The organism is Streptomyces olivochromogenes (genome assembly GCF_001514115.1).
In the GTDB taxonomy this organism is placed as follows: Bacteria; Actinomycetota; Actinomycetes; order Streptomycetales; family Streptomycetaceae; genus Streptomyces; species Streptomyces olivochromogenes.
Genome location: NZ_KQ948462.1, coordinates 62,386 through 81,791, shown reverse-complemented (window position 1 = coordinate 81,791; position 19,406 = coordinate 62,386). Strand labels below are relative to the sequence as shown.

At 71.3% G+C, this 19,406-nt stretch carries 15 protein-coding genes; 4 read left to right on the top strand and 11 right to left on the bottom strand.

Features of this window, described 5'->3' with window-relative positions; genetic code table 11:
- Window positions 1–9: 9 nt before the first annotated feature.
- The 3 genes from AQJ27_RS29480 to AQJ27_RS29470 all read right to left on the bottom strand — a co-directional run bounded on the left by AQJ27_RS29480 (window position 10) and on the right by AQJ27_RS29470 (window position 4,455).
- Window positions 10–735, bottom strand: a complete 726-nt coding sequence (locus tag AQJ27_RS29480) for a GNAT family N-acetyltransferase (RefSeq protein WP_067375226.1) — start codon at window positions 733–735, stop codon at window positions 10–12.
- A gap of 108 nt (window positions 736–843) precedes the next feature.
- The gene (locus tag AQJ27_RS29475; protein ID WP_067375224.1) at window positions 844–2,808 is read right to left on the bottom strand and encodes an IucA/IucC family protein; all 1,965 of its coding nucleotides are present in this window, start codon (window positions 2,806–2,808) and stop codon (window positions 844–846) included.
- A gap of 249 nt (window positions 2,809–3,057) precedes the next feature.
- Complete coding sequence (locus AQJ27_RS29470) at window positions 3,058–4,455, bottom strand: diaminobutyrate--2-oxoglutarate transaminase family protein (protein ID WP_341866106.1); 1,398 nt, start codon at window positions 4,453–4,455, stop codon at window positions 3,058–3,060.
- Window positions 4,456–4,909: 454 nt separating this feature from the next.
- On the opposite strand from AQJ27_RS29470, the gene AQJ27_RS29465 reads away from it, so the two are divergent.
- Both AQJ27_RS29465 and AQJ27_RS29460 read left to right on the top strand, forming a co-directional pair.
- Window positions 4,910–6,139 (top strand): trypsin-like serine peptidase, encoded by a 1,230-nt coding sequence (locus tag AQJ27_RS29465; RefSeq protein ID WP_067375220.1) that lies wholly within the window; start codon window positions 4,910–4,912, stop codon window positions 6,137–6,139.
- A gap of 215 nt (window positions 6,140–6,354) precedes the next feature.
- Window positions 6,355–7,533 carry a trypsin-like serine peptidase gene (locus AQJ27_RS29460; RefSeq protein ID WP_067375218.1) on the top strand — a complete coding sequence of 393 codons (1,179 nt, stop codon included), beginning with the start codon at window positions 6,355–6,357 and terminating at the stop codon, window positions 7,531–7,533.
- An 86-nt stretch (window positions 7,534–7,619) separates the two neighbouring features.
- On the opposite strand, the gene hflX is transcribed toward AQJ27_RS29460, so the two are convergent.
- The 6 genes from hflX to miaA all read right to left on the bottom strand — a co-directional run bounded on the left by hflX (window position 7,620) and on the right by miaA (window position 16,024).
- A complete protein-coding gene (gene hflX / locus AQJ27_RS29455; protein WP_067375216.1) occupies window positions 7,620–9,116 on the bottom strand; it encodes a GTPase HflX in 1,497 nt (498 codons plus the stop codon).
- A gap of 216 nt (window positions 9,117–9,332) precedes the next feature.
- The gene (locus AQJ27_RS29450; protein WP_067375214.1) at window positions 9,333–10,814 is read right to left on the bottom strand and encodes a M1 family metallopeptidase; all 1,482 of its coding nucleotides are present in this window, start codon (window positions 10,812–10,814) and stop codon (window positions 9,333–9,335) included.
- 67 nt (window positions 10,815–10,881) lie between these two features.
- Window positions 10,882–13,194 carry a RelA/SpoT family protein gene (locus AQJ27_RS29445; RefSeq protein ID WP_079065347.1) on the bottom strand — a complete coding sequence of 771 codons (2,313 nt, stop codon included), beginning with the start codon at window positions 13,192–13,194 and terminating at the stop codon, window positions 10,882–10,884.
- A gap of 237 nt (window positions 13,195–13,431) precedes the next feature.
- Window positions 13,432–14,301, bottom strand: a complete 870-nt coding sequence (gene dapF / locus AQJ27_RS29440) for a diaminopimelate epimerase (protein WP_067375212.1) — start codon at window positions 14,299–14,301, stop codon at window positions 13,432–13,434.
- 64 nt (window positions 14,302–14,365) lie between these two features.
- The gene (locus tag AQJ27_RS29435) at window positions 14,366–14,977 is read right to left on the bottom strand and encodes a hypothetical protein (protein ID WP_096240086.1); all 612 of its coding nucleotides are present in this window, start codon (window positions 14,975–14,977) and stop codon (window positions 14,366–14,368) included.
- Between the two features lie 108 nt (window positions 14,978–15,085).
- Window positions 15,086–16,024, bottom strand: coding sequence for a tRNA (adenosine(37)-N6)-dimethylallyltransferase MiaA (gene miaA / locus AQJ27_RS29430; protein WP_067375210.1), 939 nt, complete (start codon window positions 16,022–16,024; stop codon window positions 15,086–15,088).
- A gap of 285 nt (window positions 16,025–16,309) precedes the next feature.
- On the opposite strand from miaA, the gene AQJ27_RS29425 reads away from it, so the two are divergent.
- On the top strand, window positions 16,310–16,501 hold the full coding sequence (locus tag AQJ27_RS29425; RefSeq protein ID WP_235613653.1) for a gliding motility protein: 192 nt from the start codon (window positions 16,310–16,312) through the stop codon (window positions 16,499–16,501).
- A gap of 24 nt (window positions 16,502–16,525) precedes the next feature.
- Window positions 16,526–16,789, top strand: coding sequence for an antitoxin (locus tag AQJ27_RS29420; RefSeq protein ID WP_067375206.1), 264 nt, complete (start codon window positions 16,526–16,528; stop codon window positions 16,787–16,789).
- Between the two features lie 270 nt (window positions 16,790–17,059).
- On the opposite strand, the gene AQJ27_RS29415 is transcribed toward AQJ27_RS29420, so the two are convergent.
- Window positions 17,060–17,779 carry a class III extradiol dioxygenase subunit B-like domain-containing protein gene (locus AQJ27_RS29415; protein WP_067375204.1) on the bottom strand — a complete coding sequence of 240 codons (720 nt, stop codon included), beginning with the start codon at window positions 17,777–17,779 and terminating at the stop codon, window positions 17,060–17,062.
- Between the two features lie 51 nt (window positions 17,780–17,830).
- Window positions 17,831–19,360 carry a tRNA (N6-isopentenyl adenosine(37)-C2)-methylthiotransferase MiaB gene (gene miaB / locus AQJ27_RS29410; RefSeq protein WP_079065346.1) on the bottom strand — a complete coding sequence of 510 codons (1,530 nt, stop codon included), beginning with the start codon at window positions 19,358–19,360 and terminating at the stop codon, window positions 17,831–17,833.
- Between the last annotated feature and the right edge of the window lie 46 nt (window positions 19,361–19,406).

Below are 19,406 nucleotides of genomic sequence, written 5' to 3'. Positions count from 1 at the left end.
GGCAGGGCGCTACAACAGATCGCGCAGGCTCCGGTCCCGGACCATGAGGGCTGCCCGTTTGCCGGGCAGGTCGACCTCGGCGGAGAACCGGAAGCCCGCGCTCAGGAAGGCGGAGACGGAGGGGGTGTTACGGAGGTCGGGTTCCGCGACGACGCGGGCGCAGGCCGGGCGCTTGTCCAGTACGAGGTCGGCGACGGCTCGGAGCAGGGCGGAGCCAAGGCCTCGTCCGCGGTTGGCGACACCGCCGACGAGGAGGTGAAGGCCGGTGTCGTGCGGGCGGGCGGGATAGTGGCGGGCCAGGAGGTCGAGGTCCGCGCGGTAGATCTCCCAGTAGCTCATCGGGGTGCCGTCCAGCACACCGAGGCAGGGCACACTGCGGCCGTCGCCGTCGAGCTGGCGGCACAGATGTTCTTCCGCGACCGACTCGGGTCCTGCCAGCTCCCAGAACTCCGCGACGGCGGGGTCGTTCATCCAGCGGGAGACGAGCGGGAGATCACGCTCCACGCGGACGGGGACCAGCTGGAAGGCGCCCACGGGAGTGGCGATCGGGCCCCAGCCACCGATGTGGTCGAGCAGGCCGTCTCCCCCGGCCGCCTCGACCTCGCAGCCGAGGAGCGCGAGGAGCTCGTCGGGCAGGCGCAGGTCGAGGGTGTCCTCGTTGTCCGTGCTCGGCCCGGGGCCAGGGTCGGTGACGGGGACGGTACCGGCGTCGGTGCTCGCATCGGTGGGAGGCACGGCGACGCTCCTCTCAGGAGACGGGGTGGGACATGTTCCTCAGGGCTGGCAGGGGATTGGCGAGGACGACTTCGTCAGGAACGGCAGGGGTCGGCGAGGGCGGCTTCGTCAGGAATGGAGCGGGTTGGCGAGGGTGACGTAGACGGACTGGGTGTCGACCGGGCCGACGAGTTCGTCGAGGCCTTGCAGCCGGGTCAGCAAGTTGGCCTTGCAGCGCAGGACGGGCGAGTCGAGGAGGTGCGCGGGCAGGGGCGTACGCAGTCGGGCCGGGCCGCAGGCCACGTCGGTGAGGAAGCGGCGGAAGGCGGCGAGCAGCAGTTGTTCGTCGGCGAGGTGCTGGGAGCCGAACGCGCCGATGAGGCCGAGCACGTTGTTGATCGCCAGGTAGTAGGCGAAGCGTTCGTCGGTGACCTCGTCGGAGACGAAGGTGTCGCTGTGTTCGCCGATGCCGGGCAGCCGGGCGTCCAGCTCTGCGCGCCGGGACGCACGGAAGTAGTAGCCCTGGTTGTCGCGGTAGCGGCCGCCCGTGGGCCAGCCCTCGGGGTCCAGCAGGAGCAGGGTGTTCTGCTGGTGTGCTTCCAGCGCGATCCCCGCCTCGCTGTCGAGCCACAGCACGGGGCGTACGACGTGTTCGAGGTAGCGCAGGAACCACTCGGCGGCGACGGCGCCACGGGGCCTGCTGGTGCGTCCGGCGAGGCGGGTGACGATCTCGGCGAGCCGGGACCGCATCACGGGCCGGTCCTCGGATCCGCTGCGTGCGCCGGGTCGGGCGTGGGGCCGGGGAGAGACGAGCCCCGCGACACAGCCGGCGTCGTCGGTCGGCCCGAACGGGTTGTGGCGGATCATCACGTCGAGCCCGGCCAGGGGGGTGCCGTCCGGAGCGTTGACGGCGAGCCAGGCCGGGTCGCGGACGATGTCGAAGCCCGGATGGGCGGACTGCCACTGCTTGGACAGGCCGCTGCGCAGCAGACGGTGGACCTCCACTCCGCGGTGGAGCTCCTTGCGGAGGTTCTCACGGCGGGAGTTGGTGATGCGCAGGCCCAGTGACAGCTTGAGCATCGCGGGGGCGCCGGAGCGGTAGAGGGTGCGGACGGAGGAGGTCGGGTGCCAGGCGGAGCCGTGCGGGCCGAGGTCCCGGAGCAGTCCGGCGTCGAGCAGGGCCGCGGTCTCGGGCCGGTGCCGGACGTCGGCCAGCTGCCAGGGGTGCAGCGGCAGGGCGGCGTACCCGTCGGGCAGAGGGAGCCCGGCTCCGGCCAGCCGCGCGGTGAGCTGCTGCGCGGGGACGGGCCGGCCGCGCTCCGTCCACGCCGAGTCGGCCGCCAGGACCGCGGGGGCGACCGCCATCCAGTGCAGCGGGAAGGAGCCGCGCAACTCGGGTGAGTACAGCCGCGCTTCGGCCTCGGAGAGCCCTTCCCGGCTTTTCGGGGTGGGGTGCCACGGGTGCCCCAGCACCAGTGCTTGTTCGGTGGCGAGGAAGAAGTCGGGGGTGTCGGCGGGCCGTTCCCTGCGGTCGTTGATGAACACGACGGTCCGCCGTACCGAGTCGGCGACACGGCCGACCAGGTCGGCACCGTCCCCGGCGGGGCCTGTTTCGGAAACGGGCGTCGACGCCGCCTCGGCCGTGCTCGTCGTCCCGTCGCCCGTCGCCGCCTGCCGCGCGAGCAGCGCCGCCACGGTGACGGCGTCGGCGGGCGGTGCTCCCTCGGGAGCGTCGGCGAGGTGCGGGAGGCCGAAGCGGTGCCAGCCGGTCGGGGACCAGTGGTGGACCGGCGTCAGGAGGGAGGTGCCGCTGGCCGGAAGGGGGATGTGGAGGGTGCCGTCGGCGGGGGCGGGCAGGTTGTTCTCCCGTACCCAGCAGCGCAACAGGTTCTCGACCGCCGCCGCCTGGGCCGCGGTGTGGGCGACGGGGTGCTCCAGCAGGTCGGCGGTGGCGCCGCGCAGCCGCTCGACCTCTCGGGCCCCTCCCTTCTGCCGGGGGACCGCGTCGGCTCCCAAGGACGGCGGGGTCTGCGTGCCACAGGCCGCTCGCTCGTGGGTGTCGGGACGGCCGTCGGGTTCGGGGGTGGCGTTCAAGAGAGTTCCTCGGGGTCGTTCAGGCTCGTGCGACGACGAACCGGGGCGGTACTGGCGTGCGCGAGGGGCGTGGGGGTGGGGCGTGGGGGGTGGGGCGTTCCTGGTCGGTCCGAGTGGGCGGACGGTGGTCCGGGCCGGGGGCGAGGGGGTGGTCCGAGTGAGGTGGTCCGAGTGAGGTCTGCGTCCCGCCCGGGCGCGGGGGCCCGTCGCGGGGACCGCTGTACGGGCCGCCCGCGGCGGTTGCGGGTCCTATCCGGCGTGTTCACCGGAGGCGGAGCCCCGACCGTGCCCGGCCGGCCCGCCCAGTCCCGCTCGCGCCGCCGTCGCCACCGTCGCCACCGCGTCCGCCAGTCGATCGAGCACCGCGGTCGCCTGTTCGTCGCTGATCGTCAAGGGCGGCAGGAGCCGCACCACGCTGGCGCGGCGCCCGCCCAGCTCCACGATCAGACCACGGCGCAGGCACTCGCGCTGCACGGCGGCGGCGAGTTCGGGGGCGGCGGGCCGGGGACCGTCGGTGGTGGTGTCCGGGGCCGACTCGGGATCCACCAGCTCGACGCCGATCATCAGCCCGCGTCCCCGTACGTCACCGATGCACGGGAACTCCTCGGCGAGTCGGCGTAGTTGAGTGAGCATGCGGGAGCCCAGGGTCGCCGCGCGCTCGGCCAGTCCGTTCTCGCGGACGTAGGCGAGGGTCGCCGTGCCCGCGGCCATGGCCAGCTGGTTGCCGCGGAACGTGCCCGCGTGGGCGCCCGGTTGCCACACGTCGAGGTCGTCGCGGTAGACGACGACGGCCAGCGGCAGACTGCCTCCGATGGCCTTGGACAGGACCATCACGTCCGGGGTGATCCCGCTGTGTTCCACGGCCCAGAAGGCTCCGGTGCGCCCGACGCCGGTCTGGACCTCGTCCGCGATGAGGGGAATGGAGCGCGCCGCGGTGATCTCGCGCATCCGGCGCATCCAGTCGTCGGGCGCGGGAATCACCCCGCCCTCGCCCTGGACGGGTTCGAGGATCATCCCGGCGGGGCGTGGCACGCCGGACTTGGTGTCGTCGAGCAGGGACTCGGTCCAGCGCGCGGCGAGTTCGGCACCTCGCTCGCCGCCGATGCCGAACGGGCATCGGTAGTCCTGGGGGTAGGGCAGGCGCGCGACCCGTACCTCGGTCGCGCCCCCGGATGCTTCGAGCGCCCCCGCGGTCATCCCGTGATAGGCACCGGTGAACGCGAGCATTCCGGCGCGCCCGGTCGCCGCGCGCACCAGTTTGAACGCGGCCTCGACGGCGTCCGTCCCGGCGGGTCCGCAGAACTGCACCCGCGCGCGGGCGGCGAACTCCGGGGGCAGCGTGCGGAACAGCTCGGTGGTGAAGGCGTCCTTGACGGGTGTGGCCAGGTCGAGGACGTGTAGTGGGGCCCCGGAGTCGAGGACTTTTCTGATCGCTTCCAGGACCACCGGGTGGTTGTGGCCCAGGGCCAGGGTGCCCGCGCCGGAGAGGCAGTCGAGGTAACGGCGCCCGTCCGCGCCCTCGATGGTCAGTCCCCGCGCCCGCACGGGGACGATCGGCAGGGCGCGCGCGTAGGTGCGGGCCGCCGACTCGCGCGCCGACTGACGCCGCAGAATCCCCTCGTGCGCCGCGCGCGCCCCCTCGGACACTCCGGGCCCCGTCTCTCGCACCCCCTCGGATACTCCGGGCCCCGTCTCTCGCACCCTCTCGGCCACCCCGGGCACACCGTCCGGCCCCTCTCGCCCCGCCCCGGACACGCCCTCCCGTGTCTCCTCGGGCTCGCGCCCCACCGGTACCACCGCAGACTCGGTCACGGCCACGACTTCAGGTCCTCCCGCTGTCCAGAGGCGAGTTGGCAGGGGGTCTGAGCGCAGGTGGCAGGTCCCCCGTACGTACCAACGACGCGACCGGCTCGGGGAAGCGGGTGAGTCGAAGATCCTTGCCGTGACGGAACCGTTGCCGTTCCGTGGGATGTCCCCCACAGCGAGCGCATAGTGTGTGGTGCCGTTCAGAGACACCGAACGATGCACCTGTGTCCCGTACCCAGGGACTCCGGATCGGCGGATCCTGACAGGTTCTCTTACGTCCAGGGGGAGTTACACCATGCGATCCATACGCCCACCCTTCGCCGCTCGTCGAGGGAGGAGCGCGCGCCGCAGAACCTCCCCCGTCCTGGCCGCCGTCGGCCTGACGGCGGCGCTGGCGCTGACCGCCACCGGCTGCGGCTCGGGCGACAACAACGCGAGCGGCCAGGCCGGCGCGTCGGCGTCCCAGAGCGACGACGGCAAGATCAAGATCCCGGACGACATCAAGAACAAGCTCAAAGAGCACGGGATCGACATCGACAAGTGGAAGAACGGCGCCTGGAAGAACTGGAACAAGGACGACTGGCTGCGCGAGGCCAACGACTTCGTCAACCCCATCATCAAGGGGCTGTGGGACCCGGACCGGATGCGCGGCGCCGACGACCCGGACAAGAACAAGGGCGTCGACGAGAACGACCTCTCCGGTGACCAGGGTGTCACCGACGCCACTCCGGCGCCCGTAGCGGCGAAGGCCGTGAGCGCCGCGTACCACGACAGCGTGCCCGAAGCGGGCAAGGTGTTCTTCGACTCCCCCGAAGGCACGATGGTCTGCTCGGCGACCGTGGTCGAGGACCCGGCGCACCCGGGCAAGTCGAACCTCGTGTGGACCGCGGGCCACTGTGTGCACGCCGGCAAGAAGGGCGGCTGGTACCGCAACATCGCCTTCGTGCCCTCGTACAACAACGCCGGCAGGACGTCCGCCCAGCTGCAGAACGCCGCGCGGACGGAGGTCGCTCCGTACGGTGTCTGGTGGAGCGACTGGGCGCAGACCTCGGACCAGTGGATCGCCCAGGGCGGCTCCACCGGCGGTCAGGGCGCGTCGTACGACTACGCGGTCCTGCATGTGACGCCGGAGAAGGGCAGCAACGGCAAGTCCCTGGAGGAGACGGTCGGTTCGGCGCTCCCGGTGAACTTCAACGCTCCGGCCGTACCCAAGGTCGCGAGCATCACGGCGACCGGTTACCCGGCGGCGGCGCCGTTCGACGGGCAGAAGCTGTACCAGTGCACCGACAGGCCCGGCCGTCTGTCCATCGCCAAGGCGGACCCGACGATGTACCGCATCGGGTGCACCATGACCGGTGGTTCGTCCGGCGGCGGCTGGGTGGCGACCGGGTCGGACGGCAAGCCCGCCCTGGTGTCCAACACCTCGATCGGCCCGGTCAGCGCGGGCTGGCTGGCGGGTCCGCACCTGGGTCCGGTCGCCAAGGGCGTGTACGACTCGGTGAGCAAGAAGTTCGCGAGCCAGTGAGACAAGGGGTCGGTGGGACAACGGGCCCGTGACACGACGGGCCCGTGACACGACGATGCGCGGGCCGGTGACCCGACGGGCCTGACAGGGATCGCACACGGGCCGCACGGGCGGCGGTGGGGTGGCGCACAGAAACCTTCACCACTCCACCGCCGTTCGCCCCCGATTGCCCGGGCATAGTGAGGTGTCAGCACTTCAACGGGGGTTACACCAGCATGCGTTCCGTACGTGGGCGCGGCCGACGCCGCGTTCTCACCGCCACCGGCCTCGCCGCCGCCCTGGCGCTCACCGCCACCGCCTGCAACTCGGGCGACGACAAGGCGAGCGGGTCCAGCGCCTCCTCGTCGCAGAACGGCGACGACAAGATCAGGATCCCGGACGCCGTCAAGAGCAAGCTCGAAGAGCATGGCATCGACGTCGACCAGTGGAAGAACGGCGCCTGGAAGAACTGGGACAAGGACAAGTGGCTCAGTGAGGCCAAGGACTTCGTCAATCCGGTGATCGCGGGGCTGTGGAAGCCCGAGCGCATGAAGTCCGCCAAAGACCCGGACAAGACGATCTCGGCGAAGGACGCGGCGGCCGACCAGGGCGTCAGCGACCCGGATCCGGCGCCGGTCGGGGCCACGGCGGAGAAGACCCCGTACCACGACCACGCGGCCCCGGTCGGGAAGGTCTTCTTCGACTCCCCCCAAGGCTCGATGGTCTGCTCCGGGACCGTCGTCAAGGACGTCAACCACCCGGGCAGGTCCAACCTGGTGTGGACGGCGGGCCACTGTGTGCACGCCGGCGGCAAGGGCGGCTGGTACCGCAACATCGCCTTCGTGCCCGCGTACAACGACCAGGGCAGGTCCGGGTCCGAGCTGAGGAACGCCTCCGCCGCGCAGATCGCCCCGTACGGCGAGTGGTGGGCCGACTGGGCCTCCATCTCGAACGAGTGGATCGCGGGCGGCGACGAGACGGGCGGCGCGGGCGCCCCCTACGACTACGCGCTCCTGCACGTGAAGCCGGCGCAGGGCTCGAAGTCCCTGGAGGAGACGGTCGGCAACGCGCTGGACGTGGACTTCTCGGCGCCCTCCGCCGGGGACGTCGGCACGATGGGCGCCTGGGGCTACCCGGCCGCGCCGCCGTACAACGGTCTGAAGATGTTCAAGTGCGTCGACCGGCCGGGCCGGCTGTCGCTGAGCCCGAGCCTGCCCACGATGTACCGCATCGGCTGCACGATGACCGGCGGTTCCTCCGGCGGCGGCTGGTTCCGGGTCGTCGGCGGCAAGACCGAGTTGGTCTCGAACACCTCGATCGGCCCGGCCGACAGCACCTGGCTCGCGGGGCCGCAGCTCGGCAAGGGCGCGCAGGCGCTCTACGAGAACATGAGCAAGCGGTACGGCGGACGGTAGGCGCCGCGCTCACCCGGCCACGGCGAAGGCCCGCACCCTGCGAGAGGGTGCGGGCCTTCGTACGTCGTCCCTGCGGAAGCGGGCGACTAGAGCGCGACGGGCGCCGGAACGTACGGCGCGAGGTCGGCCGCCAGTTCCTCGTGCACCCGCACCTTGAGCAGGGTGCCCTCCGGGGTGTGCTCCTCGGAGATCACCTCGCCCTCGGAGTGGGCGCGCGCGACCAGCCTGCCGTGCGTGTACGGCACGAGCGCCTCGATCTCGACCGAGGGGCGGGGCAGCTCGTTGTCGATGAGCGCGAGCAGCTGGTCGATGTTCATCCCGGTGCGGGCCGAGACAGCGATGGAACGCTTCTCGATCCGCATCAGCCGCTGGAGGACCAGCGGGTCGGCCGCGTCCGCCTTGTTGATCACCACGATCTCGGGCACGTTGGTCGCGCCGACATCGCGGATGACCTCGCGCACGGCGGCCAGCTGCTCCTCCGGCGCCGGGTGCGAGCCGTCCACCACGTGCAGGATCAGGTCGGAGTCGCCGACCTCCTCCATCGTGGAGCGGAACGCCTCGACGAGGTGGTGCGGCAGGTGCCGTACGAAGCCGACGGTGTCCGCGAGGGTGTAGATCCGCCCGCTGGGCGTCTCGGCACGGCGCACGGTCGGGTCCAGGGTGGCGAACAGCTCGTTCTGGACCAGGACGCCCGCGCCGGTGAGGCGGTTGAGCAGGGAGGACTTGCCCGCGTTGGTGTAGCCGGCGATGGCGACCGACGGCACCTTGTTCCTGCGGCGCTCCTGGCGCTTGATCTCACGGCCGGTCTTCATGTCCGCGATCTCCCGGCGCATCTTCGCCATCTTCTCGCGGATACGACGCCGGTCCGTCTCGATCTTGGTCTCACCGGGACCACGGGTGGCGAGGCCGCCGCCCTTGCCGCCGCCCATCTGACGGGACAGCGACTGACCCCAGCCGCGCAGCCTCGGCAGCATGTACTGCATCTGCGCGAGCGCGACCTGCGCCTTGCCCTCTCGGGACTTGGCGTGCTGGGCGAAGATGTCGAGGATCAGGGCCGTACGGTCGATGACCTTGACCTTGACGACGTCCTCGAGGTGGATCAGCTGGCCGGGGCTCAGCTCACCGTCGCAGATCACGGTGTCGGCGCCGGTCTCCAGGACGATGTCCCGCAGCTCGTTGGCCTTGCCGGATCCGATGTACGTGGCCGCGTCGGGCTTGTCACGGCGCTGGACGACGCCGTCGAGCACGACCGCGCCCGCGGTCTCCGCGAGGGCCGCCAGCTCGGCGAGCGAGTTGTCCGCGTCCTGAATGGTTCCCGTGGTCCACACACCGACGAGGACGACGCGCTCCAGACGGAGCTGTCGGTACTCGACCTCGGTGACGTCCTCGAGCTCGGTGGAAAGGCCCGCCACACGGCGCAGGGCCGCGCGCTCGGAGCGGTCGAACTGTTCGCCGTCCCGCTCTCCGTCGATCTCGTGGCTCCAGGCGACGTCCTCTTCCATCAGGGCATCGGCCCGAAGACCTTCGGGGTAGTTCTGCGCGAGGCTCTGCGCGTCCTGGGAAGGGGAAGAAGAGGAGGTCATTGGATCCTTACGTCGATGGGGACACCGATACGTCACTGGTGGTATCGATGGCGTCACTGGTGAAGCCTGTTCGGCGACGGGACACCGCCCGTCACAAGGAAGAACGTCCGGGACCACCGGGAGATTCCCGGATTCCGCCGGGCCAACCCCTTCGCGGGGCCGCGCCGCCGACCTGATGATGGTCGCACGGCACGTCCCGTCTCGTCATCCGAGTTCTCAGGCGCCCTTGCGTGCCTTCGGGGCGTCGCTCTTCCAGTCCGGGTGCCCGGGCATGGGCGGTGTCTTCGTGCCGTAGAGCCAGGCGCGGAAGAACCCGCTCAGGTCGCGGTTCGCGAGGTCGGACGCGAGCCGCTCGAAGTCCGCGGTCGTGGCCGTGCCGTCCCGGTGAAGGGCGACCCAGGTGCGCTCCAGGCGCTCGAAGGTGGGGTGTCCGATCTCCTGGCGCAGCGCGTACAGGGCGAGCGCGGCCCCGTCGTAGACGCTCGGCCGGAAGATGCTGATCTTCTGTCCCGGGGCGGGCTCCTTGGGCGCCGCGGGCGGCCCTCCGGCGGCCCGCCAGGAGTCGGAGGCGCGGTAGGCCGCCTTCATACGGGTCTCCATGGGCTTGTCCGCCTTCTCCTCGGCGTACAGGGCCTCGTACCAGGTCGCGTGGCCCTCGTTGAGCCACAGGTCGGACCAGACGCGGGGGCTGACGCTGTCGCCGAACCACTGGTGCGACAGCTCGTGCACCATGATCGACTCGACGTACCACTTGGGCAGCGCGGGCTGCGTGAAGAGCTCTTTCTCGAAGAGAGAGAGTGTCTGTGTCTCCAGCTCGAAACCGGTCTGCGCCTGGGCCATCAGCAGCCCGTAGGTCTCGAAGGGGTACGGGCCGACCTTGCTCTCCATCCAGGCGATCTGGTCGGGCGTCTTCTTGAGCCACGGTTCGAGCAGCTCGCGGTCCTTGGTGGGCACGACGTCACGGACCGGCAGGCCGTGCGGACCCTCGCGGTGCAGCACGCTGGAGCGGCCGATGGACACCTGGGTGAGTTCCGTGGCCATGGGGTGCGCGGTGCGGTACGTCCACGTGGTGGACTTCCCGGCCCGGTCGACCCCGGTGGGCAGGCCGTTGGCCACGGCGGTGTACCCGTCGGGCGCGGTGACGTGGATGGTGAACATCGCCTTGTCCGAGGGGTGGTCGTTGCACGGGAAGACCATGTGCCCGGCGTCGGCCTGGTTGGCCATGGCGAGGCCGTCCTTCGTCCGCACCCAGCCGCCGTCCCCGTTCCCGGTGGTCACCGGATCGCTCGAGTGCCGCACGGTGATCCGCATCCAGCCGCCCGCGGGCACCGGTTCCCCGGGCGTCACCACCAGGTCCTCCCCGGCGCTCTTGAACGTCGCCGGCGCGCCGTTGACCACGACCGATTCCACCGTGCCGTGCGTGTAGTCCAGATTGACGCGCTCGAGCCGCTCGGACGTCACGGCGTCGATCGTGGTGACGGCCGTCAGCGGTTTGTCGTTGACACCGGGGTAGGTGAAGGAGAGGTCGTACGACTTGACGTCGTACCCGGGGTTGCCCAGGTGCGGGAAGAGGCGGTCACCGATGCCGAGGGGCGTGGCCGGGGACGGGGCGCTCGCGGCGACGAGACAGACCGAGACGGCGGAGGCGAGGAGCGCCCCCTGGATACGACGGTTCCTGGTGCGGGGGGTGAGCAGCATGGACCACGGCTACCAGCGCGCACCCGCCCCGCGGCGACGACTCGCGCCGGGCCCACCCGATCGGGTGCTACTGCGTGGCAGCCGCCGCGTGCTGCGCCCGGCTCACGTCGTACACGCCCGGCACGTTCCGCATCGCGCGCATCAGCCTGGGAAGGTGGGCCGCGTCCGGGAGTTGCAGCGTGTACGTGTGGCGTACGCGCTGCTGGCTGGGGGGTTCGACGGTCGCCGAGACGATCGCGACGCCCTCCAGGGCGATGGCTTCGGTGAGGTCGGCGAGCAGATGCGGGCGTCCGAAGGACTCGGCGACCAGCGTGACCCGGCACTCGGTGGTGTCGCCCCAGCGCACTTCCACCTCCGCGCGCCCCGAGTTCTTCATGCGCGCCACTCCGGCGCACTCCACGCGGTGGACGGTCACCACTCCCCCGCGTACGGCGAAGCCGGTCACCTCGTCGGGCGGTACGGGCGTACAGCAGCCCGCGAGGCGTACGGAGGCGCCGGGCTGGTCGACGACGGCGTTCGCGGCGGCGGGGCGGGCGGCTGGGGCGTCGGTGGGGCGGGCGGCGGACGCGTCCGTGGGGCGGGCCGCGGGTGTCTCGGCGGACGGCCTGAGGGCCGCGGCCGGGGTCTCGGGGGTGTCCGGGGCTTCCCGGGCGACCGGGTCCTCCGTGGCAACGGGTGAGGGGTGTGCGGCCAGCCAGCGCTGGATGGCGATCCGCGCGGCGGGCGTGTGCGCGTGCTCCAGCCACTCTCTGGAGGGCTCCGAGGCGGGGTCCTGGCCCATGAGGAGCTGCACGGTGTCGCCGTCCTTCAGGACCGTACTGAGCGTCGCCAGGCGGCCGTTGACGCGGGCGCCGATGCAGGCGTGCGCGTCCTCGCCGTACTGCGCGTACGCGGCGTCCACACAACTGGCGCCCTCCGGAAGGCCCAACGAGCCACCGTCGGCGCGGAAGACGGTGATCTCGCGGTCCTGGGCGAGGTCTTCGCGCAGCGTGGACCAGAACGTGTCCGGGTCCGGGGCGCCCTCCTGCCAGTCGAGGAGCCGGGAGAGCCAGCCAGGGCGCGTGGGGTCCACCCTCTCGCCGTCCACCGGGCGTCCACCGACGCCCGGCCGGCCCTCGGACTGCTCGTCCGACTGCTCCTCCGAAGGAGGAGCGTAGGGATTGCCGAGTGCGATGACTCCGGCCTCGGCGACCTTGTGCATCTGGTGGGTGCGGATGAGGACTTCGGCGATCTCGCCGTCGCCGCTCGCGACGGCCGTGTGCAGCGACTGGTACAGGTTGAACTTGGGGACCGCGATGAAGTCCTTGAACTCCGAGACGACCGGGGTGAGACAGGTGTGCAGTTCGCCGAGGACCCCGTAGCAGTCGGCGTCCTCGTTCACGAGCACCAGGAGTCGTCCGAAGTCGGCGCCGCGCATGGGCCCGCGTTTGCGTGACACGCGATGCACGGAGACGAAGTGCCGGGGCCTGATGAGGACTTCGGCCGGGATCCCGGCCTCGCGCAGGACCGTGCGCACCTCCTCGGCGATCTCGGCGAGCGGGTCGCTCGCGCGCGAGGCGTTGTCGACGATCAGTTCCCTGGTGTGCTCGTACTCCTCGGGGTGCAGGATCGCGAAGACGAGGTCCTCCAGCTCGGTCTTGAGCGCCTGGACGCCGAGCCGTTCGGCGAGCGGGATCAGCACGTCCCTGGTGACCTTGGCGATGCGTGCCTGTTTCTCGGGGCGCATGACGCCGAGCGTGCGCATGTTGTGCAGCCGGTCGGCGAGTTTGATCGACATCACGCGGACGTCGTTGCCGGTGGCGACGAGCATCTTGCGGAACGTCTCGGGCTCGGCGGCCGCGCCGTAGTCCACCTTTTCCAGCTTGGTGACGCCGTCGACGAGATAGCAGACCTCGTCGCCGAACTCCTCGCGCACCTGATCGAGCGTCACTTCCGTGTCCTCGACGGTGTCGTGGAGCAGGGATGCGGTCAACGTCGTGGTCTCCGCGCCGAGTTCGGCGAGGATCAGGGTCACGGCGAGCGGGTGGGTGATGTACGGCTCACCGCTCTTGCGCATCTGGCCGCGGTGCGAGGACTCCGCCAGTACGTAGGCCCGGCGCAGCGGTTCCATGTTCGCGTCGGGGTGGTGCGCGCGATGTGCCTCGGCCACGTGACCGATCGCGTCGGGCAGCCGGTCGCGGGACGTCGTGCCGAGCAGCGCGGCGCGGCCGAGGCGGCGCAGATCGATCCGAGGGCGGCTCTTCCTGCGGTGCGATGGGGGTACCCCCTGCTCATGGGGGTCCCCCCGCTCGAGCGAAGTCGAGCGTGGGGGAGAGGCCGAGAGCTCGGGGGAGGGCGTTGCAGGGGCTGGCGTCGCGGGGTTCGTCGCCTCCGCACTCATGGGGCACCTCCGGCTGCGTAGACCGGCGGACGGGGTGCCCCATGGCGTACGCGGCTCAGGGGTTGGTCTCGATTCCCCCGTCCGGGCCGGTGCTTGATGCTACCGAGCCCACCACGCCCGGCTGACCGCCTCTCGCCGAGCGTGAAACGGATCACCCATTCGAGCGAAGGTTCAGGGGGTTTACGGACGCGAGGTTTTGGAAGGAACCGGGGTTACGACATCGCCCGGGACGTCCGTTCAGAACGGGACGGTGTCCAGCCACTCCGCGTCGAACTCGCCCTCGGCGACGATCACCGCGGGGCCGGTCATCTCGATCTCGCCGTCCGGGCCCTCGGTGATCACCAGGCGGCCGCCGGGCACGTCGACGGTGTACGTCGACGGAGTCCCCGTCACGGCCGGGTCGGCTCCGTCGCGGCGGGCCGCCGCGACGGCCACGGCGCACGCGCCCGTGCCGCACGAACGGGTCTCCCCGGAGCCGCGCTCGTGGACGCGCACGGCGACGTGCCGCGGCCCCCGGTCGACCACGAATTCGACGTTCACCCCGTCCGGGTAGGCCGCGGCCGGAGCGAACGGCGGCGGCGTGAACAGGTTGCCGGCGTGTGCGAGGTCGTCCACGAAGGCGACGGCGTGCGGGTTGCCCATGTTGACGTTGCGCGCGGGCCAGCTGCGCTCGCCGACGCTCACGGTGACGTCCCCTTCGGGGAGGACCGCCTTGCCCATGCCGACGGTGACGGAGCCGTCCTTCGCGAGGTGCACGCTCTTCACGCCCCCGCGCGTGGCGACCGCGATGTCTCCCTCTGCCACGTGTCCGGCACGCTGGAGGTAGCGCGCGAACACCCGCACTCCGTTGCCGCACATCTCCGCGACCGAGCCGTCGCCGTTGCGGTAGTCCATGAACCACTCCGCTTCGGCCGCCATCTCCTCGGCCTCGGGGTGGGCGGCGGACCGGACGACATGCAGCAGACCGTCGCCACCGATGCCCGCGCGGCGGTCGCACAGGGCGGCCACGGCGGTCGGGGGCAGGTCGATGGCGTTCTCCGGGTCCGGGACGATCACGAAGTCGTTCTCGGTCCCGTGACCCTTGAGGAAGGCGATCCGCGTGCTCATTCCTCGATCCTACGGGGTCGGTCCGACACCCCGGTGCGGGCAGGGGCCCAGCTGACGGCGGCCCTCAGCGGAGGCGGGCGACGCGCCCGACGGCGAGTACCGCCACGGCCGCGACCACCACGACGTACGCGAGCACGACACGCCAGTCCAGACGGCGGCCGGTGCCCCGCGGCGGCAGACCCGGCCAGACGTAGCCGACCCGGCGGGCGGCCATCATGCCCCAGCCCGCGGCGCACGAGCAGATCAGCAGGCCGAGCATGGCGACCACCGCACCGCCGTCACCGAACTCGAAGGCGAGCGGGAAGGCGAACATCAGGGAGCCCGTCGCGGCCAGGATCACGATCGGCGCGAGCTGCCAGATCCGCAGTCGACGCTGCGGGCGCAGCTCGACCTCGACCTCGGCCGGCACCATCTCGTCCGGCGTCGGCCCGTCGGCGCTCACACCGCCGGAAGACTCGTCGGGCCCGTCGGAACTCAGCGGAACACCGTCGACACCGAGCCGCTCACCGTCGCCGCCCAGCAGGTCCCCGTCAGGGCCCGGTCGATCTGCGACGAAATCCTGACGTTCCAGCGGTTCCAGCCGTTCCTGCGGTTTCTGCTGCTCCTGCGGTTTCTGCTGCTCCTGCGCGGTGTCGTGCTCCGCGTCCTGTGCGGTGTCGCGAGGGCCGGCCTCCATCGCCACGCGCCCTCCCAACTCGGACTCCACTTGGTCGATCGAAGCTCGATGATGGCACGGCGCCGAAGGCCCGGACGGCGGCCGGAGCGTCCCGATGCCATGACGTGATCAGGCTGTGACCGGTCGTTCGACCAACGCCAGGGCGAGCTGCGGGAGTTCTGTGAGATCCGCCGCAGCGCCGCTCAGCCAGTGCACCCGGGGATCGCGCCGGAACCAGGAGTCCTGACGCCGCGCGAAGCGTTTGGTGGCGCGTACGGTCTCCGCGCGCGCCTCGGCGTCGGTGCACTCCCCGGCGAGCGCCGCGAGCACTTGCTGGTACCCGAGCGCACGCGATGCCGTACGCCCCTCACGCAGTCCGTGCGCCTCCAGCGCACGCACCTCGTCGACGAGCCCCGCCTCCCACATGCGGTCGACGCGGCGCGCGATGCGGTCGTCGAGCTCGGGGCGCGTGACGTCGACGCCGATCTGCAGGGTGTCGTAGACGGAGTCGTGGCCGGGGAGGTTGGCGGTGAAGGGCTTTCCGGTGATCTCGATGACCTCGAGGGCCCGGACGATACGGCGGCCGTTGCTGGGCAGGATCGCTTGCGCGGCCTCCGGATCGGCCGTGGCCAGACGCACGTGCAGCGCTCCGGAGCCACGCAGCGCGAGCTCCTCCTCCAGCCGGGCCCGCACCTCGGGGTCGGTGCCGGGGAACTCCAGATTGTCGACGGCCCCACGGACGTACAGCCCGGAGCCGCCCACCAGGATCGGCCAGCGGCCGTCGGCGAGCAGCGCGTCGATGCGGGCGCGGGCGAGCCGCTGGTACTCGGCGACGCTGGCCGTGACGGTCACGTCCCAGATGTCCAGGAGGTGGTGCGGGATCCCGCCGCGCTCCTGCGGCGTCAGCTTGGCGGTACCGATGTCCATCCCTCGGTACAACTGCATGGAGTCGGAGTTGACGACCTCGCCGCCGAGCCGTTGGGCGAGGTATACGCCCAGATCGGACTTTCCTGCGGCGGTCGGTCCTACGACGGCGATGACCCGGGGGGCGGGGGGTGCGCTACTCACCGCCCCAGTCTCGCAAACCTCGGGGCCTCTTCTCGAACGAGCTACGTGACGACACGGGCCCGGGGTCGTTGCCTGTTGCGAGGTTCCAGCCGCCGGTTTTCGAGAGCCGGTGACCCGTGCGACGCAATGGGACGCACCGGGTGACGCGGAATTTCGCCCTCACGAGTAACGTATGGAGTGGATATGGGCGTTTTTGCACGACTTCTTGGAAGGTCGAAGGCTGCGGAGGAGGCGTCAACCGCCGCGGTGCAGGCCGACACACAAACGGCCGATACCGAGGCGAAGGTGACGGAGGAGGCGAAGGGTTCGACCGAGAAGTCCGAAGGCTCCGAGAGCCCGGGAGGCTCCGGGAGCGAAGGCGGGGCCGCGGCGACCGAGCCCGCGGAGGCCACCGCCAAGGATGACGTCGAGATCCCCCAGCAGCAGACCGCCGAAAAGGCCGCGGACAACGAGGCCGGCGAAAGCGCCCGCACGTAACTGTCCCGCGAGGGAAGGTGGACCATGAGTCTCCTGGACAATTTGAAAGCCAAACTGGCACCCGCCAAGGACAAGGTCTCAGACCTCGCGCAGCAGCACGGGGACAAGGTCACACACGGTCTCGACAAGGCCGCGAAGGTGGTCGACGAAAAGACCAAGGGCAAGTACAGCGACAAGATCCAGACGGGCACCGGCAAGGCCAAGGGCGCCATGGACCGACTCGCGCACAAGGAAACCGACGGCGCCACGCCGCCGCCGGACATGCCCCCACCGCCTCCGGCGCCCTGACGGGCATATATCGGTATATATCGGCACACATCGGCGGACGGCCGCGGAGCGCACCGGGCTCCCGGCCGTCCGCCGTGTCCGGGCCGCCATGTCCGCGCTGCCGTGTCCGGGCCACCGTGTCCAGTCGGCCGTTCGGCCGTATCGAGGCTCGGCTCTGTCGGCCGACGGCCTTCTCGGGCGGAGCCCTGGGACCGGGCTGGAACCGCTAGGCCCCCTAGGACCGCAGAAGGACCTTCCTAGGACCGCGGAACCCCTAAGACCTCGCGCCCCCTAGGACCAGGCCGCCACCATGTACCCCACCCCGTACGGCGCGTCCTCGTACAGCAGGGCGCCGCCCAGGTCCGCACCCTCGGCCGCGCCCGCGAGGACCTGCCAGGGGGCCCGCCCGGAGACCTTCAGTTCGTACGCCAGCTCGGCGTCCAGCGCCTTCAGGGCCGCCACGTCCGCCGCGCCCAGCGCCCGCGCGACCTCCGCGTCGAAGCCCGCCGCGCGTTCGTCGAGATAGCCGGGTGCCTTGAGCGTCCGGCACGCGCTGGCGTCGCCCATCACCAGCAGGGCCACCCGGTCGGCCCGCGCGACGATCCCCGCCCCGGCCCAGACGCAGCGCTCGGCCTCGAGAGGTTCTCCCACCCCAAGGCCTTCGACAGGGGCGTCGGACCAGCCCGTGCGCTCCAGCAGCCAGGCGGCGACGGCGAGCGAGGGCGGAAGCGGGCGCTCCGGCGCCGCGACAAGCGACGCCCCTCCCCCGAGGCGCACGTCGAGGTCCACACCGAACCCACGGAACGAGCCCGGCGCCCCCTGCGGGTACGACCCGCGCCCGCTCTGTTCGGCGGGCCCGACGACGACCAGCAGGTCGGGGCGCGAGGCGGCCAGCACCCCCAGCGCGTCCGTGCAGGCCGCGCGCGCGGCGGCCAGTTCCGGTGCCGCTCCGGCGGCGACCTCGGGGACGAGCAGCGGCGGACAGGGGCAGACTGCGGCGGCTACAAGCATGATCGGCAGCGTAACCCCGCGCGGTCGCTCCAGGAGCCCCCCGTCCCAGGGTCAGTCGCAGCCGCACCCGCTGCCGGTGGCGACCGGCAGCGGCTCCGGGGCGCCGATCTTCGGCAGCCCCAGCATCACACCGGCGGGCTTCGGCGCCTCGGCCGCGTTGCGCTTCTCCCAGGCGTCCCCCGCGCGCGTGCGGCGCACGTCCAGGACGGCGCCCTCGGCGAGCAGGTGGTGCGGGGCGGCGTAGGTGACCTCGACGGTGACCACGTCACCGGGGCGTACTTCCTGGTCGGGCTTGGTGAAGTGGACCAGGCGGTTGTCGGGGGCACGGCCGGAGAGGCGGTGGGTGGCGCCGTCCTTGCGGCCCTCGCCCTCGGCGACCATCAGCTCCAGGGTGCGGCCGACCTGCTTCTTGTTCTCGTCCCAGGAAATCTGCTCCTGGAGGGCGACGAGACGCTCGTAGCGCGCCTGGACGACCTCCTTGGGGACCTGGTCCTCCATGGTGGCGGCCGGGGTGCCGGGGCGCTTGGAGTACTGGAACGTGAACGCCGCCGAGAAGCGGGCCTCCCGCGCCACGTGCATGGTCTGCTCGAAGTCCTCCTCGGTCTCGCCGGGGAAGCCCACGATGATGTCGGTCGTGATGGCGGCGTGCGGAATGGCGGCGCGCACCTTCTCGATGATCCCGAGGTAGCGGTCCTGTCGGTAGGACCGGCGCATCGCCTTCAGGACCGGGTCCGAACCGGACTGCAGCGGCATGTGCAGCTGCGGCATCACGTTCGGAGTCTCGGCCATGGCGGCGATGACGTCGTCGGTGAAGTCACGGGGGTGCGGGGAGGTGAACCGGACCCGCTCCAGGCCCTCGATCTGCCCGCAGGCCCGCAGCAGCTTGCTGAACGCCTCGCGGTCGCCGATGTCGCTGCCGTACGCGTTGACGTTCTGCCCGAGCAGTGTGATCTCGGAGACGCCCTCGCCGACCAGTGCCTCGATCTCCGCGAGGATGTCGCCCGTCCTGCGGTCCTTCTCCTTGCCGCGCAGCGCCGGGACGATGCAGAAGGTGCAGGTGTTGTTGCAGCCCACGGAGATGGAGACCCAGGCCGCGTACGCGCTCTCGCGGCGGGTCGGCAGCGTGGAAGGGAACGCCTCCAGCGACTCGGCGATCTCGACCTGCGCCTCTTCCTGCACGCGGGCGCGCTCCAGGAGGACCGGCAGCTTGCCGATGTTGTGCGTACCGAAGACGACGTCCACCCAGGGCGCCTTCTTCACGATGGTGTCGCGGTCCTTCTGGGCCAGGCAGCCGCCGACGGCGATCTGCATCCCGGGGCGCTTCGTCTTCATCGGCGCGAGGCGGCCGAGGTTGCCGTACAGCCTGTTGTCGGCGTTCTCCCGGACGGCGCAGGTGTTGAAGACGACGACGTCCGCGTCACCGTCGGACCCTTCGGGCGCGCGCACGTAACCGGCGCCTTCGAGGAGCCCGGAGAGCCGTTCGGAGTCGTGGACGTTCATCTGGCACCCGTAGGTGCGCACCTCATAGGTCTTGGGTTCCTGAACGTCCACTGCCTGACTCCGGTCGCTGCTGCTGGTCATGCCTCCAAGGGTAGGCGGTTCCGGGAGAGCCCCTGCCCGAGGGTTT

Excerpts from the sequence above, each read along its gene's own strand:
- AQJ27_RS29465 (WP_067375220.1), top strand. The coding sequence starts at position 4,910 with ATGCGATCCATACGCCCACCCTTCGCCGCTCGTCGAGGGAGGAGCGCG.
- AQJ27_RS29460 (WP_067375218.1), top strand. The coding sequence starts at position 6,355 with ATGCGTTCCGTACGTGGGCGCGGCCGACGCCGCGTTCTCACCGCCACC.
- hflX (WP_067375216.1), bottom strand. The coding sequence starts at position 9,116 with ATGACCTCCTCTTCTTCCCCTTCCCAGGACGCGCAGAGCCTCGCGCAG.
- AQJ27_RS29450 (WP_067375214.1), bottom strand. The coding sequence starts at position 10,814 with ATGCTGCTCACCCCCCGCACCAGGAACCGTCGTATCCAGGGGGCGCTC.
- AQJ27_RS29445 (WP_079065347.1), bottom strand. The coding sequence starts at position 13,194 with ATGAGTGCGGAGGCGACGAACCCCGCGACGCCAGCCCCTGCAACGCCC.
- dapF (WP_067375212.1), bottom strand. The coding sequence starts at position 14,301 with ATGAGCACGCGGATCGCCTTCCTCAAGGGTCACGGGACCGAGAACGAC.
- AQJ27_RS29435 (WP_096240086.1), bottom strand. The coding sequence starts at position 14,977 with ATGGAGGCCGGCCCTCGCGACACCGCACAGGACGCGGAGCACGACACC.
- AQJ27_RS29420 (WP_067375206.1), top strand. The coding sequence starts at position 16,526 with ATGAGTCTCCTGGACAATTTGAAAGCCAAACTGGCACCCGCCAAGGAC.
- AQJ27_RS29415 (WP_067375204.1), bottom strand. The coding sequence starts at position 17,779 with ATGCTTGTAGCCGCCGCAGTCTGCCCCTGTCCGCCGCTGCTCGTCCCC.
- miaB (WP_079065346.1), bottom strand. The coding sequence starts at position 19,360 with ATGACCAGCAGCAGCGACCGGAGTCAGGCAGTGGACGTTCAGGAACCC.